Source organism: Paraburkholderia atlantica, from assembly GCF_009362785.1.
Classification (GTDB): domain Bacteria; phylum Pseudomonadota; class Gammaproteobacteria; order Burkholderiales; family Burkholderiaceae; genus Paraburkholderia; species Paraburkholderia atlantica.
This window is the reverse complement of record NZ_WHNQ01000005.1, coordinates 152,194-172,051: the sequence shown is the minus strand read 5'-3', so window position 1 is coordinate 172,051 and position 19,858 is coordinate 152,194. Positions and strand designations below refer to the sequence as shown.

General features: G+C 64.0%; 21 protein-coding genes and 1 tRNA gene. 8 read left to right on the top strand and 14 right to left on the bottom strand.

The annotated features are described in order from the left end of the window. Positions 1 to 109 precede the first annotated feature (109 nt). From GCT19_RS09460 to GCT19_RS09440, 5 genes are all read right to left on the bottom strand, one after another. Positions 110 to 185: transfer RNA gene (locus tag GCT19_RS09460), tRNA-Ala, on the bottom strand. A gap of 62 nt (positions 186 to 247) precedes the next feature. Next, positions 248 to 601 (bottom strand): c-type cytochrome, encoded by a 354-nt coding sequence (locus GCT19_RS09455; RefSeq protein WP_152851714.1) that lies wholly within the window; start codon positions 599 to 601, stop codon positions 248 to 250. Further along, positions 601 to 1,392 carry a BON domain-containing protein gene (locus tag GCT19_RS09450; RefSeq protein ID WP_018436882.1) on the bottom strand — a complete coding sequence of 264 codons (792 nt, stop codon included), beginning with the start codon at positions 1,390 to 1,392 and terminating at the stop codon, positions 601 to 603. Before GCT19_RS09450 ends, GCT19_RS09455 begins: the two co-directional genes overlap by 1 nt. A gap of 26 nt (positions 1,393 to 1,418) precedes the next feature. Then, positions 1,419 to 2,006: a phosphoheptose isomerase gene (locus tag GCT19_RS09445; RefSeq protein ID WP_013088130.1), complete on the bottom strand. Its 588-nt coding sequence runs from the start codon at positions 2,004 to 2,006 to the stop codon at positions 1,419 to 1,421. A 142-nt stretch (positions 2,007 to 2,148) separates the two neighbouring features. After that, a complete protein-coding gene (locus tag GCT19_RS09440) occupies positions 2,149 to 2,664 on the bottom strand; it encodes a YraN family protein (RefSeq protein ID WP_152851713.1) in 516 nt (171 codons plus the stop codon). Here GCT19_RS09440 and rsmI point away from each other — a divergent pair. Further along, positions 2,663 to 3,547 (top strand): 16S rRNA (cytidine(1402)-2'-O)-methyltransferase, encoded by an 885-nt coding sequence (gene rsmI / locus GCT19_RS09435; protein ID WP_152851712.1) that lies wholly within the window; start codon positions 2,663 to 2,665, stop codon positions 3,545 to 3,547. The two genes, GCT19_RS09440 and rsmI, sit on opposite strands and share 2 nt — an antisense overlap. Before the next feature lie 120 nt (positions 3,548 to 3,667). Here rsmI and GCT19_RS09430 read toward each other — a convergent pair whose 3' ends face one another. Beyond that, on the bottom strand, positions 3,668 to 4,273 hold the full coding sequence (locus GCT19_RS09430; protein ID WP_013088125.1) for a septal ring lytic transglycosylase RlpA family protein: 606 nt from the start codon (positions 4,271 to 4,273) through the stop codon (positions 3,668 to 3,670). A 648-nt stretch (positions 4,274 to 4,921) separates the two neighbouring features. Between GCT19_RS09430 and GCT19_RS09425 the strand changes: the two genes are divergently transcribed. The 3 genes from GCT19_RS09425 (at position 4,922) to GCT19_RS09415 (ending at position 6,744) form a co-directional block, all read left to right on the top strand. Beyond that, positions 4,922 to 5,566 carry an MBL fold metallo-hydrolase gene (locus GCT19_RS09425; protein ID WP_018436886.1) on the top strand — a complete coding sequence of 215 codons (645 nt, stop codon included), beginning with the start codon at positions 4,922 to 4,924 and terminating at the stop codon, positions 5,564 to 5,566. After that, positions 5,563 to 6,195, top strand: coding sequence for a 3'-5' exonuclease family protein (locus GCT19_RS09420; protein ID WP_013088123.1), 633 nt, complete (start codon positions 5,563 to 5,565; stop codon positions 6,193 to 6,195). Before GCT19_RS09425 ends, GCT19_RS09420 begins: the two co-directional genes overlap by 4 nt. 90 nt (positions 6,196 to 6,285) lie before the next feature. Further along, positions 6,286 to 6,744, top strand: coding sequence for an Lrp/AsnC family transcriptional regulator (locus tag GCT19_RS09415; protein WP_012431468.1), 459 nt, complete (start codon positions 6,286 to 6,288; stop codon positions 6,742 to 6,744). A gap of 60 nt (positions 6,745 to 6,804) precedes the next feature. On the opposite strand, the gene GCT19_RS09410 is transcribed toward GCT19_RS09415, so the two are convergent. Next, positions 6,805 to 8,088: a cation diffusion facilitator family transporter gene (locus tag GCT19_RS09410; protein ID WP_152851711.1), complete on the bottom strand. Its 1,284-nt coding sequence runs from the start codon at positions 8,086 to 8,088 to the stop codon at positions 6,805 to 6,807. Between GCT19_RS09410 and GCT19_RS42665 the strand changes: the two genes are divergently transcribed. Then, the gene (locus tag GCT19_RS42665; protein ID WP_193727395.1) at positions 7,987 to 8,271 is read left to right on the top strand and encodes a hypothetical protein; all 285 of its coding nucleotides are present in this window, start codon (positions 7,987 to 7,989) and stop codon (positions 8,269 to 8,271) included. The two genes, GCT19_RS09410 and GCT19_RS42665, sit on opposite strands and share 102 nt — an antisense overlap. A gap of 102 nt (positions 8,272 to 8,373) precedes the next feature. Here the strand turns inward: GCT19_RS42665 and GCT19_RS09405 are convergent, their stop codons facing one another. Then, entirely contained in the window at positions 8,374 to 8,676 is a 303-nt protein-coding gene (locus GCT19_RS09405) for an H-NS histone family protein (protein ID WP_008921239.1), read from the bottom strand. Positions 8,677 to 9,069: 393 nt separating this feature from the next. Then, complete coding sequence (locus tag GCT19_RS09400) at positions 9,070 to 9,732, bottom strand: HugZ family pyridoxamine 5'-phosphate oxidase (protein WP_152851710.1); 663 nt, start codon at positions 9,730 to 9,732, stop codon at positions 9,070 to 9,072. A gap of 251 nt (positions 9,733 to 9,983) precedes the next feature. Between GCT19_RS09400 and GCT19_RS09395 the strand changes: the two genes are divergently transcribed. Next, positions 9,984 to 11,198, top strand: a complete 1,215-nt coding sequence (locus tag GCT19_RS09395; RefSeq protein ID WP_018436889.1) for an MFS transporter — start codon at positions 9,984 to 9,986, stop codon at positions 11,196 to 11,198. 104 nt (positions 11,199 to 11,302) lie between these two features. On the opposite strand, the gene GCT19_RS09390 is transcribed toward GCT19_RS09395, so the two are convergent. Together GCT19_RS09390 and GCT19_RS09385 are read right to left on the bottom strand one after the other, a co-directional pair. Then, positions 11,303 to 12,448: a branched-chain amino acid ABC transporter substrate-binding protein gene (locus GCT19_RS09390; protein WP_018436890.1), complete on the bottom strand. Its 1,146-nt coding sequence runs from the start codon at positions 12,446 to 12,448 to the stop codon at positions 11,303 to 11,305. A 451-nt stretch (positions 12,449 to 12,899) separates the two neighbouring features. Next, positions 12,900 to 14,003 carry an NAD(P)H-dependent flavin oxidoreductase gene (locus GCT19_RS09385; RefSeq protein ID WP_152851709.1) on the bottom strand — a complete coding sequence of 368 codons (1,104 nt, stop codon included), beginning with the start codon at positions 14,001 to 14,003 and terminating at the stop codon, positions 12,900 to 12,902. A 321-nt stretch (positions 14,004 to 14,324) separates the two neighbouring features. Here GCT19_RS09385 and GCT19_RS09380 point away from each other — a divergent pair, with 321 nt between their 5' ends. Both GCT19_RS09380 and GCT19_RS09375 read left to right on the top strand, forming a co-directional pair. Beyond that, positions 14,325 to 15,023 (top strand): dienelactone hydrolase family protein, encoded by a 699-nt coding sequence (locus tag GCT19_RS09380; protein ID WP_018436892.1) that lies wholly within the window; start codon positions 14,325 to 14,327, stop codon positions 15,021 to 15,023. 198 nt (positions 15,024 to 15,221) lie between these two features. Then, positions 15,222 to 16,778: an amidase gene (locus GCT19_RS09375; protein WP_152851708.1), complete on the top strand. Its 1,557-nt coding sequence runs from the start codon at positions 15,222 to 15,224 to the stop codon at positions 16,776 to 16,778. Between the two features lie 172 nt (positions 16,779 to 16,950). On the opposite strand, the gene GCT19_RS09370 is transcribed toward GCT19_RS09375, so the two are convergent. The 3 genes from GCT19_RS09370 to GCT19_RS09360 form a co-directional block, all read right to left on the bottom strand. Next, positions 16,951 to 17,262 (bottom strand): high-potential iron-sulfur protein, encoded by a 312-nt coding sequence (locus GCT19_RS09370; protein ID WP_013088115.1) that lies wholly within the window; start codon positions 17,260 to 17,262, stop codon positions 16,951 to 16,953. Positions 17,263 to 17,394: 132 nt separating this feature from the next. Next, the gene (locus GCT19_RS09365) at positions 17,395 to 18,501 is read right to left on the bottom strand and encodes an NAD(P)/FAD-dependent oxidoreductase (RefSeq protein ID WP_018436895.1); all 1,107 of its coding nucleotides are present in this window, start codon (positions 18,499 to 18,501) and stop codon (positions 17,395 to 17,397) included. A 355-nt stretch (positions 18,502 to 18,856) separates the two neighbouring features. After that, positions 18,857 to 19,834 (bottom strand): AAA family ATPase, encoded by a 978-nt coding sequence (locus tag GCT19_RS09360; RefSeq protein ID WP_026228969.1) that lies wholly within the window; start codon positions 19,832 to 19,834, stop codon positions 18,857 to 18,859. Positions 19,835 to 19,858: the final 24 nt, after the last annotated feature.

Sequence of the window (19,858 nt, the reverse complement as noted above, 5' to 3'; positions counted from 1 at the left end):
GTTGATTTACATGGAACGAGTACGACGAAATCCGGTTACACCGCGGTTACACAGACCCAAGAAAGAGAAAAGGGTTACAGGCAAAACACCTGTAACCCTTTGATTTTATTGGTGGAGGAGAGGAGGATCGAACTCCCGACCTTCGCATTGCGAACGCGACGCTCTCCCAGCTGAGCTACCCCCCCAACGAAAATAATTCTAGCACAGCCATTTTCCCTTTTGCCAAGCCTCCAGCCTCGGGAAAACCTCATCTGGACGGCGCGCCCGCGAGCACCCAATCGACCACCGTGCGGATATCTGCATCGCTCATCGATTGATGGGCTGGCATCGGAATCATGCCCCATACACCGGAGCCACCGTCCCTCACCTTGCGCGCGAGTTTGGCCGGCGCCTGCGCGTCGCCTTTGTACTTCGCGGCGATTTGCTGAAACGACGGACCAACCAGCTTGCGATCCACCGCGTGACACCCCATGCAGGCATTCGCGGCGGCGACCTGCTGCCCGTGCAGCCCCCCGGCCGCGCGAGCACCCGACGTCATCGTGCCCGCCAGCGCGCCGACCACCAATGCGAACACGACAACCCTAAACGTCCCACCGCGCATCAAGGCACCGCCTTCGGATTGCCGGGCCGCACCGCCGTCGACGAATTAACCGGCGCAGGCGCCTGCTGATCGAGCGGCCGCGCGCTCACCCCCGAATCGGGAATCGCGCCGACGGTAGGCTCGCTAACCTCGGGCTGCGAGGCGGCCGCCGGCGCCGTCGACGTAGCGGCCGCAGCAGCCTCCGCTTCCTGCGGCTGGATGTACTGGAACACCTTGACGACCTGCACGACACCCGGCACGCGGCTCGTGACGTCGGCGCCGATTTTGCCTTCGTCCATCGTGACGAGGCCCATCAGATAAACGTTGCTGCGCTCGGCCACGACCTTGAAGTTGTTCGCCGAAATGTTCTTCTCGGCAATCAGCGCGGTCTTCACGCGCGTTTCGAGATAGGTGTCGTTGGTGCGCGACGAGAACGAGCTCGCCGGCATGATCGCCAGTTCATTGACGATCGTATTCACGTTGCTCATGTTCCGCACGATGCTCTCGGCGCGCTGCTTCGACACCTCGCCCGCGACCTCGCCAGTCAGCAGCACGCGGCGGTTGAACACCGTGACGTTCACGTGCGCGGAGTCCGGCAGATTCTGGCTGATCTGCGACAGCGCCTTCACCTGAATCTCGCGATCCTCGGTCTGCGCGCCGAGCGTACGGCGGTCGGTCGCCATCAGCGCGCCACCGCCCGCCGCGGCCCCGACGGCGAGAAAGCAGCCTTGCAGCGTGGCCGACAGCCCCGCTGCGAACCCGACCACCAGCACGGTTCTAACCAGTGTCTTCTTGATGCGGAATACGCTCATCAACTAGCTCTCCTTCGAAATCAGTCTCAGTCTTCGCCGAGCAACATGGCATCGATGCCGTCGCACAGGCAATGGATGGTCAGCAGGTGTACTTCCTGAATGCGCGCGGTGCGATCGGACGGCACGCATACGTGGATGTCGGTGTCGCTCAGCACTTCGTGCGCGCGGCCGCCGCCCTTGCCGGTCAGCGCAACGACGATCATTTCGCGCTCATGCGCGGCCTCGATCGCGGCGAGCACGTTTGCGGAATTACCGGATGTGGAGATTGCGAGCAACACGTCGCCGGGCTGACCGAGCGCCCAGACCTGTTTCGCGTAAATCTGTTCGAACGAATAGTCGTTGGCGATCGCGGTGAGCACGGAGGTATCGGTACTGAGCGCAATGGCCGGCAGGCCTGGCCGCTCGCGCTCGAAGCGACCAATCAGCTCGGCGGCGAAATGCTGCGCATCGGCGGCCGAACCACCGTTGCCGCACGCGAGGATGCGATTGCCATTGGCGAGCGCGGCGAACATCGTGTCGATCGCGGCGGCGATCGGCATCGACAGGGTTTCGAGGGCTTCGAGTTTGACTGCCGCGCTGTCGCGGAAGTGTTGTTGGATGCGTTCGACTGACATCGAGTCTCTATCTTCTACCGCGAATGGACCGCACTGTGCGGCCGTGTTGTGAAGTCATACTGCCAGGCTATGGCCGCCGATGAGCTCGCGCGGCACGCGAGCGCAAGTTTATCGCACTCACGCACGTTGTCCGCGCGGGCCGTCAGAGTTCGTCGGCGCGAAACGCATCGCGCAACCAAACGAGCTTGCCGCTCTCGAACGCGATTACGTCGAAACGGCACGCGGGTTCGTCGCGCGGGCCGCCGCGGTTCGTCGCGGCGCGCGTCGCCAGATAGTGCCGCGCCGCTCGCACGATGCGCTGCCTCTTCTGCCAACCGATGCTCGCGGCCGCACCGCCGTAATGCCGCTGCGCACGGGCGCGAACTTCGACGAACACCAGCGCGCCGTCGCGATCACGCATCACGAGATCGATCTCGCCGCCCCGACACGTCACGTTGCGCGCAACTAAGCGCAGACGCTGTCGCTGCAAAAATTCTTGCGCGCGCGCTTCGAATGCCGCGCCGACGGATTTGGACTGGTGCGCGTAGTAAAAGTTGTGGGCGGTTTCCGGACTGGCGCTGATGGGCGTCTTTTGCGTATTCTTCGACGCGACCTGCTCGCGCAAGCCCACATGGCACAATGTCGGCCTCGTTCCGTCTGTTTGTGTCTTCCGTGTCATGACTCCTCTCTCCGAACTCGCGCAAGGGCAGCAGTACCCCGCCGCCGCGCTATATGTGGTGGCCACGCCGATCGGCAACATCGCCGACATCACGCTGCGCGCGCTGCACGTGCTCGGACTCGCGGATCGCATCGCCGCCGAAGACACCCGCAACACCGGTCAGCTGCTCGCGCGCTACGGCATCTCGAAGCCGCTCGTCGCCGTGCATCAGCACAACGAGCGGGCAGCCGCGCAGCGCGTGATCGAATACCTGCAAGCCGGCGAGCGCGTGGCCTACGTGTCCGACGCGGGCACGCCGGGCATCTCGGACCCGGGCGCCAAGCTCGTCGATGCCGTGCGCGAGGCCGGCTTCCCGGTAGTCCCGCTGCCCGGCGCGAGTGCACTCGCCACCGCGCTCAGCGCTACCGGCGACTGGGTCGCGACGTTCTCGTTCCTCGGCTTCCTGCCGCCGAAGCCGAAGGCGCGCGCCGCCGCCTTGCAGGCGCTCGTGCAACATCCTCACGCGATGGTGTTCTACGAAGCGCCGCACCGGATCGTCGAGACGGTGCAGGCACTCGCCGATGCGTTCGGCGGCACGCGCCGTCTGCTGATCGCGCGGGAACTGACGAAGTTACACGAAGCGTTGCACCAGGGCACCCTGGCCGAAGGGCCAGCGTGGCTCGCCGCCGATGCGAACCGGCAGCGGGGCGAATTCGTGCTGGTGGTCGAGGGCGCGTCGCCCGAAGCGGCCGGCGAGCACGATCACGACGCGCTGCTCGGCATCCTGCTGGAAGAATTGACGGTGAGCAGCGCGGCGAAGGTCGCGGCGTCGCTCACGGGCGCATCGCGCAACGCGCTGTACACGCGCGCGCTCGCGCTGAAGGAAGACAAGCCCGACGTCTGAGAGCCAAGCCGGGCGAGTAAAAGGTGGAAGGAAAAAGAAAAGGGCCGCATATCGCGGCCCTTCGCTTGTCTACAGACGATTCGTTCAGTGGACGCGGCGTCACCGCCGCGTCACGTCACATCACTTGTTCGAATCCGAGTTCGACGCGAGCGTCTCGTTCAGCTCGGCGCGCGCTTCCTGCTGCGTGAGCCCTTCGATCTTGACCCGCGCGGTGCCGCTGTGGCGCATGTCGAGCATGCCGGCGGCCGCCATCGACAGGTCGATCACGCGGCCACGCGCGTACGGACCGCGATCGTTGATCCGTACGATCACCGAGCGCGAATTGGCCGGATTGGTCACCCGCACGTACGAGCCAAGCGGCAGCGTACGATGCGCGGCCGTCATGGCGTGCATGTCGTAACGCTCGCCGTTGGCGGTGCGGCGGCCGTGGAAGAAGCGTCCGTACCACGACGCGCGTCCGATCTGATGGAAGTCCGGAACGTCGACGCCGTCGTCGGTGAGCGGCTTCGCGTCAGCCAGCGACGGCGCAGGCGCGTTCGACGTGCTCGGGCTCGAGGCCGGCGCGCTACCGAACGATTGCGGTCCGAAAGAACTCAGGTGCATGTTCTTCGTACGTTGCGGCATGTCGTCCGCGGACGTATCGCTCGCGCCCGGAGGCGTGGCGCAGCCGGCCAGTACAAAAAAGGCAAAAAGAGTCCCTAGACCACGGGATAGCCGAGTTTTCATAAGACGTGCAAACACATTGTCGAGCCGCGTCACCCGCGAAACTGCTGGGCATGTTGCTTGCGGCTCCGGCGGTAGGGACGACAACGCGCCGCGCGAAAAAGCGCAGTACGTCAAAGCCCGGATACGGCTCACTGAGCCGCTACCGCACGGTTAATTTTCACGTCTGGCGCAACCTGTCCCCGGCAGCCTGACCAGACCCCACATGCCGCCAATCGAACGTGGCAAAGACACGTTCTTGCGCGCGCAACTCAGCGCGCAGGAACGGCGGCGTAGGCCCCACCCAGCGTCACGGAGGTTAATTCCGTAGCAGGCGCGCGGCGCCTGGCTGGGCAAGACGTGTGCATCGAACGCATCGATACTTGATGGCCGTCGGCATTCCGACAGCCCTTACTTGAATAGCGAGCGGCATCCCCGTTTTGTGGAGAAGCATCGCCTTGTGGCAGCACAACTCTTGTGCATGGAGTCCATTATACCCAAAAAAAATTTTTGGGATGGCGAGCGCCCCAAATCGTTGATCAATCTTCACATTTATCGCAAAAATGGGCATGCGAAAGGCGCGACAATGCCTTGCGGAGGCCCCGTCGCGTCGGCGGCGGAGACTGTCGCGAGGCCGGTACAATCAACGTTTTTCCAGCGCGTCGTCCAGCCATGAAAGTCACCCTGATCCCCGTCACGCCGTTCCAGCAGAACTGCTCGCTGCTCGTTTGCGAGACCACCGGGCGCGCGGCCGTCGTCGATCCGGGCGGCGACCTCGACCTGATCCAAGGTGAGATCGCGCGGCAGAACGTGAGCGTCGAGAAGGTCTTGCTGACCCATGGCCACATCGATCACTGCGCCGGTGCTAAGACACTCGCTACCCACTACGGCGTGCCGATCGAAGGTCCGCATCCCGACGAACGCTTCTGGCTCGACAAGCTGCCGGATCAAAGCACCCGCTTCGGCTTCCCGGCCGCCGACTCCTTCGAGCCGGACCGCTGGCTACAAGACGGCGACACCGTGCAATTCGGCGGCGAGAACTTCGAGGTCTACCACTGCCCCGGGCACACGCCGGGCCACGTCGTCTTCTTCAGCCGCGCGCATAGGCTTGCGCTGGTCGGCGACGTGCTGTTCGCCGGCTCGATCGGCCGCACGGATTTCCCGCGCGGCAACCACGCGGACCTGATCCGTTCGATCCGCGACAAACTCTGGCCGCTCGGCGACGACGTCACATTCGTGCCGGGCCACGGCCCGACCTCGACGTTCGGCGCCGAGCGCCGCACCAATCCCTACGTCGCAGACGGAGTGGGCGCATGAGCAGCGAAATCTATGTCAGTACCGACGTCGAAGCGGATGGTCCGATCCCCGGTCCGCACTCGATGCTGAGCTTCGCATCCGCCGCGTACACCGAGGACAAGCAGCTGATCGCGACGTTCTCGGCGAATCTCGAACTACTCGAAGGCGCGGCGCCGCATCCGGTGCAGGAAGCGTGGTGGAAGACCCAGCCGGAAGCATGGGCGGCCTGCCGCCAGGACTTGCAGAAGCCCGAGGCCGCCCTGAGCGCCTATGTCGATTGGGTCGAGGCGCTGCCGGGCAAGCCGGTGTTCGTCGCGATGCCGGCGGGCTTCGACTTCACCTATATGTTCTGGTACATGATGCGCTTCGTCGGCCGCTGCCCGTTCTCGTGGTCGGCGCTCGACATCAAGACGCTCGCGTTCGCGATGACCGGTCTGCCGTACCGCAAGAACATCAAGCCGCGCTTTCCGAAGCACTGGTTCGACGAGCACCCGCACACGCACGTCGCGCTCGACGACGCAATCGAGCAAGGTGCCCTCTTTTGCAACATGCTGAAGGACTTGCGCGCCCGTCAGCCCGAGCTGCCGGGAGACGGCAAGGATGATGGGGACGGCTCAGGGCAAAACGCCGCTCCGGACCCGGTAAATTAGGCAATCTCGCTCGCGAGAGCCGTTTTACATTGCGTTTCGTTTTCGCGCCCTCTACCATTCGTTGATACGGCGACGCTAACGGAGGCGCAGTTGACACTCGATACGTTCTCACAGAAGATCCTGCGCCTGCTGCAGCTCGACGCACGCCGTTCCGTGCAGGAAATCTCCGACCAGGTCGGGTTGTCGAGCACGCCGTGCTGGCGGCGCATCAAGGATATGGAACAGTCGGGCGTGATCCAGCGTTACACGGCGCTGCTCGATCGCGAAAAGCTCGGCTTGCACGTATGCGCGCTCGCGCATATCCATCTGACTCGTCACACCGAAGGCGGCGTCGAGCAGTTCGAACGGGAAATCGCTACCTGCCCCGAAGTGACCGAGTGTTACAGCACGACCGGTGAATCCGATTACATCCTGAAGATCGTCGCGCCGGACATCAAGGCGTACGACAGCTTCCTGCACGAACGCATTTTCAAGATTCCGGCCGTCGCGCAGGTGCGCACGAGCGTGGTGCTGCGCGAAATCAAGTTCGATACGCAGTTGCCGTTGTGACGGATGCCGCCGCCGGCAAGATGGGAGTTCGCGGTTTCGAGCGTCCGAAACTCACCAAACTCAGGCGGCGTTGTGAGGCTCCGTGGCGCTTGACCGACCGGCGGGGGCGACGCCGGTCTTGAGATCGGCCGCCGAACCGCCTTGCGCGGCCGAGATATCCCGTTGCAGCAGCACGTCGAGCTTGCGCGCACCGAGGCGTCGCTTGAGCGCCGCCAGATCGACGCGGCCGAGCGACTGCGCCTCGCTTTCAAGCAGACGAGCGGCCTCGGCGCTCTCTGCAGCACGCCCTTCACCGGACCCCGCCGCAGGCAACACCACCTCCACGTCTAGCCCGGTGCTCAGGTAGTGCAAATTCACCGCAGCGGCCCGCAAGCCACCGGCAGCCAGCGCCGCGTCGACTTCGGCGGTCACGCGCTCGCGCGGCGGCAGATCGACCGGTGGATGCGCGAGCGCATCGTTTTCCGGGTCAACGTGGATCAGCGCGTCGAGCACGCGCTTGTCGGTCAGCACACGCAGACGCGCCGACTCCGCGATGTAATGGCCTTCCGACACCGAAATCATCGGATCGACGAGGATGTGCGCGTCGACGAGCGCGAAATCGCCCATCTTGCGCGTGCGCATTTCATGCACGTCACGCACACCCGGGGTGGACATCAGCAACGCGCGCATGTCGGCGGCGGCGGTTTCGTCGAGCGCACGGTCCGACAGATCCTGCAGCGCGTCCCAACCGAAGGTCCACCCCATGCGCGCGACCATGAAGCCGACGATGGCCGCCGCAATCGGGTCGAGCAACCGCAAGCCAACGAGACTGCCGATCACGCCGATCCCCACCACCAGCGACGACGCCGCGTCCGAGCGCGCGTGCCATGCGTTCGCGATCAGCATCGCGGAACGCACGCGCTTCGCCTCGCGCAGCATGTAGCGAAACAGCGCTTCCTTGCAGACAAGTACGAGCACCGCGACTGCGAGCGCGCTCATGTGCACGGCGGGGATATTTTGTAGATCGGCGAGCCGCGTACCGGCGCGCCACAACATGCCGACGCCGACCGAGATCAGCAGTGCGCCGAGAAATAACGACGCCACAGTCTCATAACGGCTATGTCCGTAATTGTGATCCGCGTCGGGTTTTGCCCCGCTATGCCGATTGGCAATCAGCACCACAAAATCGGAAATGAGATCGGCGAGCGAATGGACACCGTCGGCAACTAGCGCCTGCGAGTGCGCGATCGTGCCGATGATGATTTGCAGCGTCATCAACACGGTATTGACCGCAATACTCGCAAAGGTACTTTTGCGCGCAACGCGTTGTTTCTCGGCGGTTTGGGCGATCGCGGCGGACGGCATGCTGAAAAGGCGGAAAGGTCAATTGTTGTTATTGTACCCGCCTCGAATCGCTCGCGCAGGGAAGCCCGCGGAAAAACCTTTTTAAAATCAGTCGCTTATCTAAACGAAAAGCATTCGCGTTCCAGTTACCTGAAGCACATGCGACAACAGCCGGGCGCCCCACATGACAAAACCGCGCCCTGAACGGTGCGCGGCTTTTTGAGATTCTGCAGCAGGCTATAAACGCGATGGATTGCCGGTATTCGCATTACGTGCAGGCAACCTTCACCGCCCGCCGGATCGCGATTACTTCTGGATCAGAAACTTCTCGCGATCAAGACCCGCGATCCAGCGCGGCGGCTTGCCGCGACCGGACCACGTGCTGCCGCTTTCGGGATCGCGATATTTAGGCGCGACGCCTGCGCGCGGCCGGCTCGCTTTAGCGCCCTTCGGTGCGCGGCCGCCGCCGAGTTCGCTCAGCGAAATGCCGTAGTCCGCCATTTTCTGCTTGATTTCATTCAAGACTTCCGCGTATTCGCGCGACTTCGCTTCTTCAATCTGCTTTTCGAGCTTCTCGCGCTGCGCGAGTAGTTCCTTGTAGGAAGACATAGGTTCCCTTGTGGTATGGATAAATGACGCCGGTCTTTTGCCGACTCGCCTTTGAAGGTTTCATGCCTCGGAATTTGATGGCGAGATTAACACAAAATAGAAAGACTGGATAAGCGCCCGGAAAAAATTAATTTAAATTCGTTTCAAAAAGTTTCCTGCTGCTTCTCGGTCGGACTACGGCCTTTCAAATAGCTGATTTCGCACCCCGCTGAAAAAATCCCGCCGATCTGCATATTGATCCGATTTATCTATCAGAAAATGAGACTTGAGGCGTCTATTGCACATCAAACATTTCACGGCATGAAAGCTTTGGCTCGGATAAGCGCGCTATTGATACGGGTGCCCCTTCGCCGTGACTGCTGCACCCTAAGTTTCCCGATAAACGATAAATGCTTAATCCGCATGCCGCTCGATGCAGACTTCGAGCGCCGCGTGCAATGTCCCGGAATCGGACCGGGCGTCATCGAATGCGAAACGACGGCGCACGCCGTTGCGTTTCAGATCGGCGCCATAACGATCGATGCCCAGCAATTCGACGTCGCCCGCGCCACTCAGCCGGCGACCGAATTCCGTGATCAGCGCGTCCTCCTCGCTGGCGGCGAGCGGCGGCAGCGGATCGAGTTCGGCGCCGTCGAGCCAGCCCATCGCCCCGAAGCCGCCGATGTAGCGCAGCCGCTCGATCTCCATGATCCAGAACGTGAAATCGCCCAACGCCAGATAGCGCTCCGCGTCCGGCTGATAGCGCAGGTAGCGCCGCACCAGTTCCGGGCTGGAGTCGACCGGCTCAAAGCGGCCGAGCAGCGTGACGCGCTGGCCGCTCAGCACGTCGCCGTCGGCTGCGTCGACGGCCAGAAAACCCGCGCGCGGATCGGCGTGCAAATTGTGAGTGTGCTCCGCGAGCCGGCTCACGAGGATCGTCGGACGATGCCGCGCGTCCGGCGCGAACGGCAGCACCGACGGATACGGAAAGCCCTCGGGCTGGCGAGCGTGCGTGGCGAGCGTGCCGACCGAGGCCTTGTGCAGCAGATGCAGCGGAGCGTGAGCGGGAATATTCAACTGAGCGTTCCTCGGGTGAATTTGGAATGAACGAAGAGCGGTGAGCGGCACAAAAGCCGCCGGGCGTGGCGATGCAAAAGCCAACTGCGGCGCGGCAAAGCATGACCTCCGGCAATCCCGCTTCGTTGCATCCCCAGCCTATCAATCGTATGCGCCCGATCCCACGGCTCCAAGCGTTAGCCACCACGCTTCGATAAAATCGGAGATCCGCTTTCAATGCGCTTTCTCGCGCCCTCCGCCTCGAGACCTCCGTGCCCGATCACCACGCCTCCGAATTCGCCGTCCTGCCGGCCGCCCATCGCAACCTGTCCGTCACCGCACGGCAACGCGCACGAATCGCCACGATGGCGCTGTTTTTCATCGCCGGCATGATGTACGCGTCGTGGGGCGTGCACGTGCCGACGGTGCGCGACCGCTTCCATCTGAATCCGGCGATGCTGTCGTTCGCCTTGTTCGCGGTGGCGGGCGGATCGATCGGCGCAATGGTGACCAATGCGTCGTGGATCGCGCGGGTCGGCACGCGCCGCGCCTGCCTGGCCGGCGGCCTCGCGATGGCCGCCTGCGCGGCGCTGATTCTGGTCGTGCCGGCGTACTGGATTCTGCTGGTCGTGCTGGCCGTCTTCGGCGCCGGCATGGCCACGCTCGACGTCGCGATGAACGCCGAAGCGAGCGCTGTCGAAAAAGCGCTCGGCAAGCCGATCATGTCGTCGCTGCACGGCATGTTCAGCCTTGGCGGGATGTTCGGCGCGGCGGTCGGCGGGGCGCTGCTGTCGCGCGGCATGGCGCCGGCCCTGCATCTCGCGCTCGCGGCGGCGGTCAGCGCGCTCGTGCTGGTGCTGGCGTGCCCGTCGGTGCTGCCGCACGTGCCGCACGCCGAGCATCCCGATGCCGCTGCGCCGCGCGCAAGCCGCTGGCGCTCGCCGGCGCTCTGGGCGCTCGGCACGATGGCGCTGGTCGCGCTGATCGCCGAAGGCGCGATGTACGACTGGGCCACGGTCTATATGCGCGATGTCGTGCTCTCGACGCCGGCGCTCGCGAGCGCCGCCTACGCGGCGTTTTCCGGCGGGATGGCGGCCGCGCGTTTTGCCGGCGACGCGGTGCGCGCCCGCTTCGGCGCACCGCAGCTCGTGATGATCAGCGCGACTCTCGCCTGCGCCGGAATGGTCGACGCGCTGCTGCTGCCGAATCCGGTCGCCGCGCTCGCCGGCTTTGCGCTGATCGGCCTGGGCCTCGCGAACATGATGCCGGTGCTGTTCGCGGCGGCGGCGAGCGTGAAGGGCATCCACGCGGCCGAGGGGCTCGCGCACGTCGCCGGGCTGGCCTATTTCGGCTTGCTGCTCGGACCGGTGATCATCGGCGCGGTCGCGCAGGTGACCAATCTGACGATCGGGCTGTCGGTCGTCGCCGTTTGCGCCGCGATGATCGCCTTCGCCGGGCCGAAGGTGCTGCGGCGTCTGAAGATCTGACGGGAGCGGTGAACAAAAGAAAAGGCACGCAAGCCTCACGGCTCACGTGCCTCTAAAGCAGCGAATCGAATTGCGGCGCGACGCCGCCTTCGATCACACCGAATTTACATCTTCACGACGTCGAGCAGCGTCTTCTTGCCTTGCTTGTAGTTGTACAGCGAGATCACGCCGTGCTGCAGGTCGCCCTTCGAGTCGAACGTCGTTTCGCCGATCACGCCCTTGTAGTCGGTCGCCGGCATCGCAGCCAGGATCTTCGCCGGTTCGGTCGAGTTAGCGCGCTTCATCGCGTCGACGATGATGTACACCGCGTCATACGTGAACGGCGCGTAAATCTGGATCGGCTGGCCGAAGCGCTTCTCGTACTTCGTTTCGAACGCCTTGCCGCCCGCCATCTTTTCGAGCGCCATGCCGGCTTCCGAGCAGACGATGTTGTCGGTTGCGTCGCCGGCCAGGTCCGACAGCTTGTCGGTACACACGCCGTCACCTGCCAGCACCTTCGCGCGCAGGCCGAGTTGCTTCGCCTGCTTGGCGAACGGGCCGCCGGTTGCGTCCATGCCGCCGTACATGATCGCGTCGGGATTTTCACCCTTGATCTTCGTCAGAATCGCGCGGAAGTCGACGGCCTTGTCGTTCGTCGCGTCGTGCGACACGACGTTCAAACCGAGCGCCTTCGCCGTCTTCTCGAACTCGTTCGCGAGACCCTGGCCGTACGCGGTCGAGTCGTCGACGATCGCGACGCTCTTCACCTTCATGCCCTTCGCCGCGTAGTTCGCGAGTGCCGGGCCTTGCTGAGCGTCGGTCGCGACGACGCGGTAGGTCGTCTTGAAGCCTTGCTGCGTGTAGGCCGGGTTCGTTGCCGACGGCGAGATCTGCACGATGCCCGAATCGCTATAGATCTTCGATGCCGGGATCGAGGTGCCCGAGTTCAGGTGGCCGACCACGGCGACTACCTTGTCGTCGACGAGCTTCTGCGCAACCTGCGTAGCCGTGCGGGGGTCAGCCGCGTCGTCTTGCGCGTCGAGTTGCAGCGTGACCTTCTGGCCACCGATCGTCAGACCCTTCGCGTTGATTTCCTCAACGGCCAAGCGCGCGCCGTTCTCGTTGTCCTTACCCAGGTGAGCGATACCGCCAGTCAACGGCGCAACGTGACCGATCTTGATGACCGTGTCGGCCGCGGCCGATGTTGCCAACGTCGCGAACAGCAGAGCGGCAGCGCTGATCGGCAACAGCTTTTGAATTTTGATGCTCATGTAAGTCTCCAGTTTCGGTCAAAACAACGTAATCGCCCTGTGCCCCGCTTCCCCTACACGTGTCGCTCAGTCCCGTGGACGACCACGCCGGTTGCATCGTTCATGCACTTGGCCAGTACGTTTACCGGACTGTTTGTGGCAGTTGGCAAACCGTACTTGCGCGCAAGTGTAGGCCAACAAATTAATTTGGGGGAATTTTTTGAGAAAGTGGGAACAACACTAATAGCGCAGTTCCTACTCGAGCCGCTCGCGGCTTGGGTGAGTGAGCCGCAAAGCCCCGTCCCATGCGGGTTTCCGATAATTGGGAAGATTCTCCGCGGGCGCGGATTTAGCGTTTTTCCGGCTTCTGTCACATAAGATTCGAAGGTTTTTTCAACTCAAAAATGTGGCGTGCCGCACAGGAATGTGACTGCGGTAAAAAACTTAAATCAGCCTTAAATCGACCACGCAATCAACGCATGAACTCGGCGATTCGCACGGAGGTCGCCCGCCATTCCTGCTCGAACTGCGCCATCAGTTCGGCCGCGCCGATTCCTTCGGCGCGCGTGCGCCCGAGCGGCGCACCCTGCCCCGCCCACAACGACAGATAGTCGCCGTTCTGCGCACGCGCCGCGTTTTGCCGCAACTCCTGCGTCAACGCGTTTTGCACCGGATACGGCGCAATGCTTTGCGCCGATTCGCGCAAACGTTGCATCAACGGATTGCGGATGCCGCGCGCATGACGGCCGGTGATCGCGCGCGTCACCGTGGTCGACGTATCGGACACACCGCGCACGCGGGTTTTCCATACCTCGGGGATCGCGCTCTCGCGCGTGGTCAGGAACGCGGTGCCCATCACCGCGGCTTGGGCGCCGAGCGCGAGTGCCGCGACGATGCCGCGACCGTCCATGATGCCGCCGGCCGCCAGCACCGGCAGCCCGGTCGCGTCGCCCAGTTGCGGCACGAGCGCCATCGTGCCGACCAGCGCATCTTCGAATGCGCCGATGAACGTGCCGCGATGCGCGCCCGCCTCCGCGCCTTGCGCGGTGACCGAATCGGCGCCCGCATCGCGCCACGCGATGCCCTCGGCAACATGCGTCGCAGTCCCAACTACATAGCTGCCGCTGGCGTGCAAACGCTCGACGTCGGCCGCCGGGAGCAGTCCGAACGTAAAGCCGGCGACCGGCACTCGTAATTCGATCAGCGCCTCCAGTTGCGCGCGAAAGTCCGGCGCATACCGTGCGAGCGGCTGGCCCGGCGGCAAACCGAGCTCGGCGCGCAGCGGATCGATCGCGTCGAGCGCGCGGCGCACGGTCGCTTCATCGGGTGAGGCGGGATCGAGCACGAACAGATTCACGCCGAACGGGCGATCGGTCAGCGCGCGAATCGCCGCGACTTCGCTCGCGATCTTCTCGGGTGCGAGCGCCGCGCCCGCGAGAAAACCGAGTCCGCCCGCATTCGACACCGCCGCGACGAGCGCCGGCGTCGTCGCGCCGCCGGCCATCGGCGCCTGCACGACAGGTACTCGCATCCGGAAACGCTCGGCAAACGGCGTCACAAAACCGCCTTCATTCATGTTCGTTTCCTTTCCGGCGCAAAGCCGTCGATGTGCTGATCGATGCGCTCGCCAACATGTTGCGAGATGCGCTGACACGCGCGAGTCATTACGCGTTGACTGTACCCACACGCGCTATCGCAGAGAAATGAATTATCGAGATCGTTTCAATCGCCTTACGAGAATCGAAGCGCGCCGCATCGGCCGCGAGGCCCCGTCCCGCCTCGCTGCAAGCCGGTTCTTTTGATGGCAAACTGACCGCCCGCTGCAGGGCCGCGTGGCCTTGAGCGTTTCATACACACCGACCTCGCGCGGCGTTCGCGCGAGTCAATGGAGAACAGCATGAGCACGACTTCCCGATGGATCGACATCCCGGCCGGCAACGACACTTTCGGCGGCTACCTCGCGCTGCCCAAGGGCGGCAAGGGACCGGCGGTCATCATCATCCAGGAAATCTTCGGCGTGAACAGCCATATCCGTTCGGTCGCCGATCAGTACGCGCAAGACGGCTATGTCGCGCTCGCCCCGGACGTGTTCTGGCGCGTGCAGCCGCGCGTCGAGTTGACGTATGAGGGCAAGGATCGGGAAAAGGGCATCGAGCTGATGCAGAAGACCAAGGTCGACGACGCGGTCGCCGACATCGGCGCCGCCGCGGCTGCCTTGCGCGCGCTGTCGGAAGTGACCGGCAAGGTCGCAGCGATCGGCTACTGCTTCGGCGGCCGTCTCGCCTACCTGGCCGCGGCGGCCGGTTCGGTCGACGCCGCAGTCGCCTACTACGGCGGCGGCATCCACAACCATCTCGACAAGGCCGCGAACGTCAAGGTGCCGATGCAGTTCCACTACGGCGAGCTCGACGCGCATATTTTGCCGTCGGACATCGGCCAGATTCAGGAGCGCTTCGCGGGTCGCGCCGACGTGCAATTCAACATCTACCCGAACGCGGACCACGGCTTCAACTGCTCGGATCGTGCGTCGTACAACCAGCACGCGGCGGCACTGGCGCATGGCCGCACGCTGACGTTCCTCGGCGAGCGGATGTAATTCGCGGAGCTCACGCATTTGAAGTGAGCATTCGAATTCACATCAGTCACGTCGGCGTCCAACTCAGGTACTCTGTGCAAGACGGCGTGTCGGCCGACACGCCGTCTTGTCACATGCGCGACTCCCGAGCGGAGCAACGCGAAATCGAGCGAAACGACGCTGTCGCGCTTGCATGGCCGGCCGCGAATTCGACGCAGCATGCCAACCGACCGCGAGGGCTCAACCGACGTGCTATCAGACTATCTCGCTCATGACGCCATCGGCCTCGCCGAACTCGTGCGCACGCGCCAGGTTAGCGCGCGCGAACTGATCGACGTCGCGATTTCGCGCACCGAGGCCGTCAATCCCGCGATCAACGCGGTCGTTCTGAAAGACTACGATGCGGCCCGCCAGCGTGCGTCGCGCGACGACGCGAATCGCGCGAATAGCGTCGAAGGCGTGAACGGAATCGACGACTCGACCGCCCACGCCGCGCTCGCCGGCGTGCCGTTCCTGATCAAGGATCTCGGCGCGCCCGTGGCGGGACTGCGCATGGCCATGGGCAGCCGCCACTACCGCCACTTCATTCCGACGCAGGACGCGCCGGTCGTCGCGCTCGCGAAAGCGGCGGGTCTGAATATCTTCGCGAAGACCAGCACCTCCGAGCTCGGCCAGATGCCTTATACGGAGCCCGAACTATTCGGCGCGTGCCGCAATCCGTGGAATCTCGATCACACGCCGGGCGGTTCGAGCGGCGGCGCGGCGGCGGCGGTCGCCGCCGGCGTCGTGCCGCTCGCGCATGCGTCGGACGGCGGCGGCTCGATCCGGATTCCGGCGTCATGCTGCGGACTGTTCGGCCTGAAACCCTCGCGCGGCCGCGTGCCGCGCGCGGCGCAGGCCAGCGCCGGCGAACTCGGCATCGATCACGCCGTCTCGCGCAGCGTGCGCGACAGCGCATTGCTGCTCGACCTGCTGGCGGGCAACGCCGAGCGGCCGACCGGCGCGCCCGGCACCTTTCTCGGCGCGACGCGCGAGCCATGCAAGCCGCTGACGATCGCCTACGTGACCGAACCGATGCTCGCACCGTCGTTATCGGCCGATGCCCGCGCCGCGCTCGACGACGCCGCGCAACTCGCGAGCTCACTCGGCCATCGTCTGGAGCCGGTGTCGCTCGGCGTCGATTTCGCGGCGGTCCGTCATGCGTTCCTGACGCTGTGGTCGGTGACCGCCGAAGACCTCGTGCTGAACGCGGAGCGCATCACCGGCCACAAGCCAACGCGCGGCGAGTTCGAAATTTCGACGTGGGCGATGGCGCATGTCGGCCGCAAGATCGGCGAGCAGGGCTTGCCGGCCGCGCTCGACGAACAGCGCCGCATCACCGCGCGTCTGACCGATCTGCTGAACCGCTACGACGTGCTGTTATGCGCGACGCTCGCGTCCGCGCCGATCAAGATCGGCGAGATGCGGCCGAGCTCCGTCGAGCGCATGCAGATGCGCGCGGTCACCACGATGCCGCTGGAACGATTGATGAAAAAACTGCTGTTCGAAGCGTCGAACAAGGCATTCGCGTGGGCCGGCTGCACCGAGCTGTTCAACCTGAGCGGACAGCCGGCGATGTCGGTGCCCTTGTACTGGAACGCGCGCGGGCTGCCGATCGGCGTGCAGTTCGCCGCGCGTGTCGGCGGTGAGGCGACGCTGTTCAGACTCGCCGCGCAACTCGAGGCGGCGCGGCCGTGGTTCGACAGGCGCCCGCCATTGATGAAAGCGCGGCGCTGAAAAAACCAGCGGCCTGCTGCAATGAAGCTTTGAAAATGCCGCCCGGCTTGTGCGCTGCACAGCTTGCGCCGCATTCGGCGCAAAACGCCACGATGGGTGTAGTCACGGGATGCGCCGCGATGTCGCCACGCATCCGGCGCAAAGCCTGCTAACACATCAAACGCAGGCTCGATCAGGCCTTCTTGTTATAGGCGCTGCACCATCCCGTGGCCGCCACCTGTTTGCCCGCGAACATCGGGCAGCCGCCGTAGGCGTCGCCCGCCTTGCCCTGGAAGAAGCTGCAGTTGCTGCATTGCTGGCCAGGCTCGAATTTGGCGAATTTCGCCTTGTCGACCTTGCTCGCGTCCGCCTTGTAGCCAAGCGCCTGCGCGGTCGGATCGGTTTCGGAAACTTTCGGCGCGTCGGCGAACGCCTGGCGCGACAGTGCGAGTGTCGATGCCACACCGATGCTGGTGATCAAAAACGTACGACGGGAAGATCTCATGGGGACTCACTCCATTTCTATTGGAATCAACGCCGTTCTGATGACAGCGTTCGCAAAGCATAGCAACGAAGCCGTCTCCCGTGATATTCCAAATGCTGGAGATAAGCGGATCGGTACGGTGTAACCGCGGCCTTACGCGCGCCCCGCCAGCTCGCACACCCGCTGCGCGATCGCCAGTGATGCCGTCAAACCCGGCGACTCGATGCCGAACAGATTGACGAGGCCGCGCACGCCATGCGCGGCCGGCCCCTGAATCACGAAATCGGCGGCGGGTTCGCCAGGACCCGAAAGCTTCGGACGAATGCCCGCGTAAGCCGGCTGCAACGCGTCATCGGGCAAGGCCGGCCAGTACGCGCGGATCGCCGCATAAAACGACTCCGCGCGATGCGGATCGACGTCGTAATTGATCGCATCGACCCATTCGACGTCGGGCCCGAAACGCGCCTGGCCGCCGAGATCGAGCGTCAGATGCACGCCGAGGCCGGCCTCGTTCGGCATCGGATAGATCAGGCGGCTGAACGGCGCGCGCCCCGAGATGCTGAAGTAATTGCCGCGCGCGAAGTAAAGCGGCGGCACGTGGCGCGGGTCGAGACCGCGAATCTTGCGCGCGAGCGCGTTCGCATGCAGACCCGCGCTGTTGATCACGCAGGCGGCGCTGATCGTGGTGGGCGCCGCACCGCCGACCGCGATCGTGAAGCGGCCGTTGTGAGCCTCGATCGCCTCGACCGGCGCATGGAACGCGCACATGGCGCCGTCGCGCTCGGCATCGCCTTGCAGCGCGAGCATGTACTGATGACTATCGACGATGCCCGTCTGCGGCGAAAACACCGCCTCCACGCATTCGAGCGCCGGTTCGAGCGCCTGCGCCTGATCGCCGGTGATGCGCATCAGGTCGAGCACACCGTTGTCGCGCCCTTTGGCCATGATGCTTTCGAGCTGCGGAATCTGGTTGCGCGACGTCGCGACGAGCAGCTTGCCGCAGCGCGAATGAGGCACGTTGCGCTCGGCGCAGTAGTCATACAGCATTTCACGCCCGCGCACGCACAGCGTGGCCTTCAGCGATCCGCGCGGATAGTAGATGCCCGCGTGAATCACTTCGCTATTGCGTGAACTCGTGCCCACGCCGATCGCGTCGGCGGCCTCCAGCACGATCACTTCGCGCCCGCGCGCCGCGAGAGCGCGCGCCGTCGCAAGGCCGATCACGCCGGCACCGATCACTACACATTCGATTTGATCCATATCCGTTGACGCGGCGCATCGCGCCGCGCGCTGCCTCGTTCAGCCGATGGAAGGAAGACAGGAACGGCACCTCGCCGCCGCGTTCCGTTCATTGTCGAACGTATCTGTCCGCTGGGTCTGCTTATGTCTTTTTATCACCCCCACGGAAAATTGTACGACTCGGTACAGACAGAAGTGACAAACGCTCGTGCGCATCGACCTGGTGATGGCGGCGCAAACCGGCTTGGCTCCGCGATCCACATCGAAAACAGCAATAATTGCCGTTGCATTCACCACACACACCGTACGAATTGCCGCGACAGCCACCAAAATCGCAAAAAAGCGCAGGTTTGGTGCGAAAAACCGGCCGAAAACGTTAAAAACCGATCGGTTTTCGCCGGTTTCCGTAATCGAGCCGGATATCGGCGGGTTCGACCTGGTCGCGTCCCGCGATGCGCGCCGCGCCGAAGCCGTTCAGGATCGCGCGGCGCATTTCGCGCGGCGATGCCCGCTTGAGCGCATCGAGCGTCGCGTCGCCGAGCGTCTCCGGAAAGCGCAGGCCCCAGTTGTGCGCGCCGCGGATCTCGTCGTAGATCGACTGCGCGATGCGTCGCGCGCCCGCGTGGTCCGGCGGCGGGATCTCGTAGACGTTCATGCGGTTCAGGATCGGCTCGGGGATCGCGCGTTCGTCGTTGGCGGTCGCGATCCAGATCACGTTGCCCGCGTTGATCGCTATCTCGGCGAACTCGTCGACAAAGCTCTGGGCGGTGTCGTGTTCGAGTAGCGCGTACAACGCGCCGAGCGGGTCGTATTGCGAATCGCCGGTCGCCTTGTCGATCTCGTCGACGGCGATCACCGGGTTCGCGTAGCTGCCGTTCACGAGCGCATCGAACACCTTGCCCGGTTTCGCGTTCTTCCATTGCGACGACGCGCCCGACAGAATCCAGCCTGCCGTCAGCGAACTCATCGCGACATATTGGTACGCGGTGCCGAGCAGGCGCGCCAACTGCTTTGCGAAATGCGTCTTGCCGATGCCGGGTTCGCCGAGCAGCAGGATAGGCATCAGTTCGAGCCGGTCCTCGGTTTCGAGGCACAGCGCGACCTGCTTGCGGATGTCGTCGAGCGGCGCTGAAAAATTGGGCAGCGCGTCAATCAGATCGTCGATCGATGGCATCCGGTTCGGCTTCACGCAGAAGCGCAGATTGCCCGTCTTCAGCATCTTTTCGTAGGTTGCGCGCAGCGCCTCGTTCGCGCCCTCGCCGAGACCGTTCAGCGCGCTTTCGACCTCGTCGAGGTCATACACCCGGCTGAACGAGGCCACGGCGATTTCCTGTTTGACCATTGCTGTTGTCATCGCTCACCCCGTCTGGCTGATCCT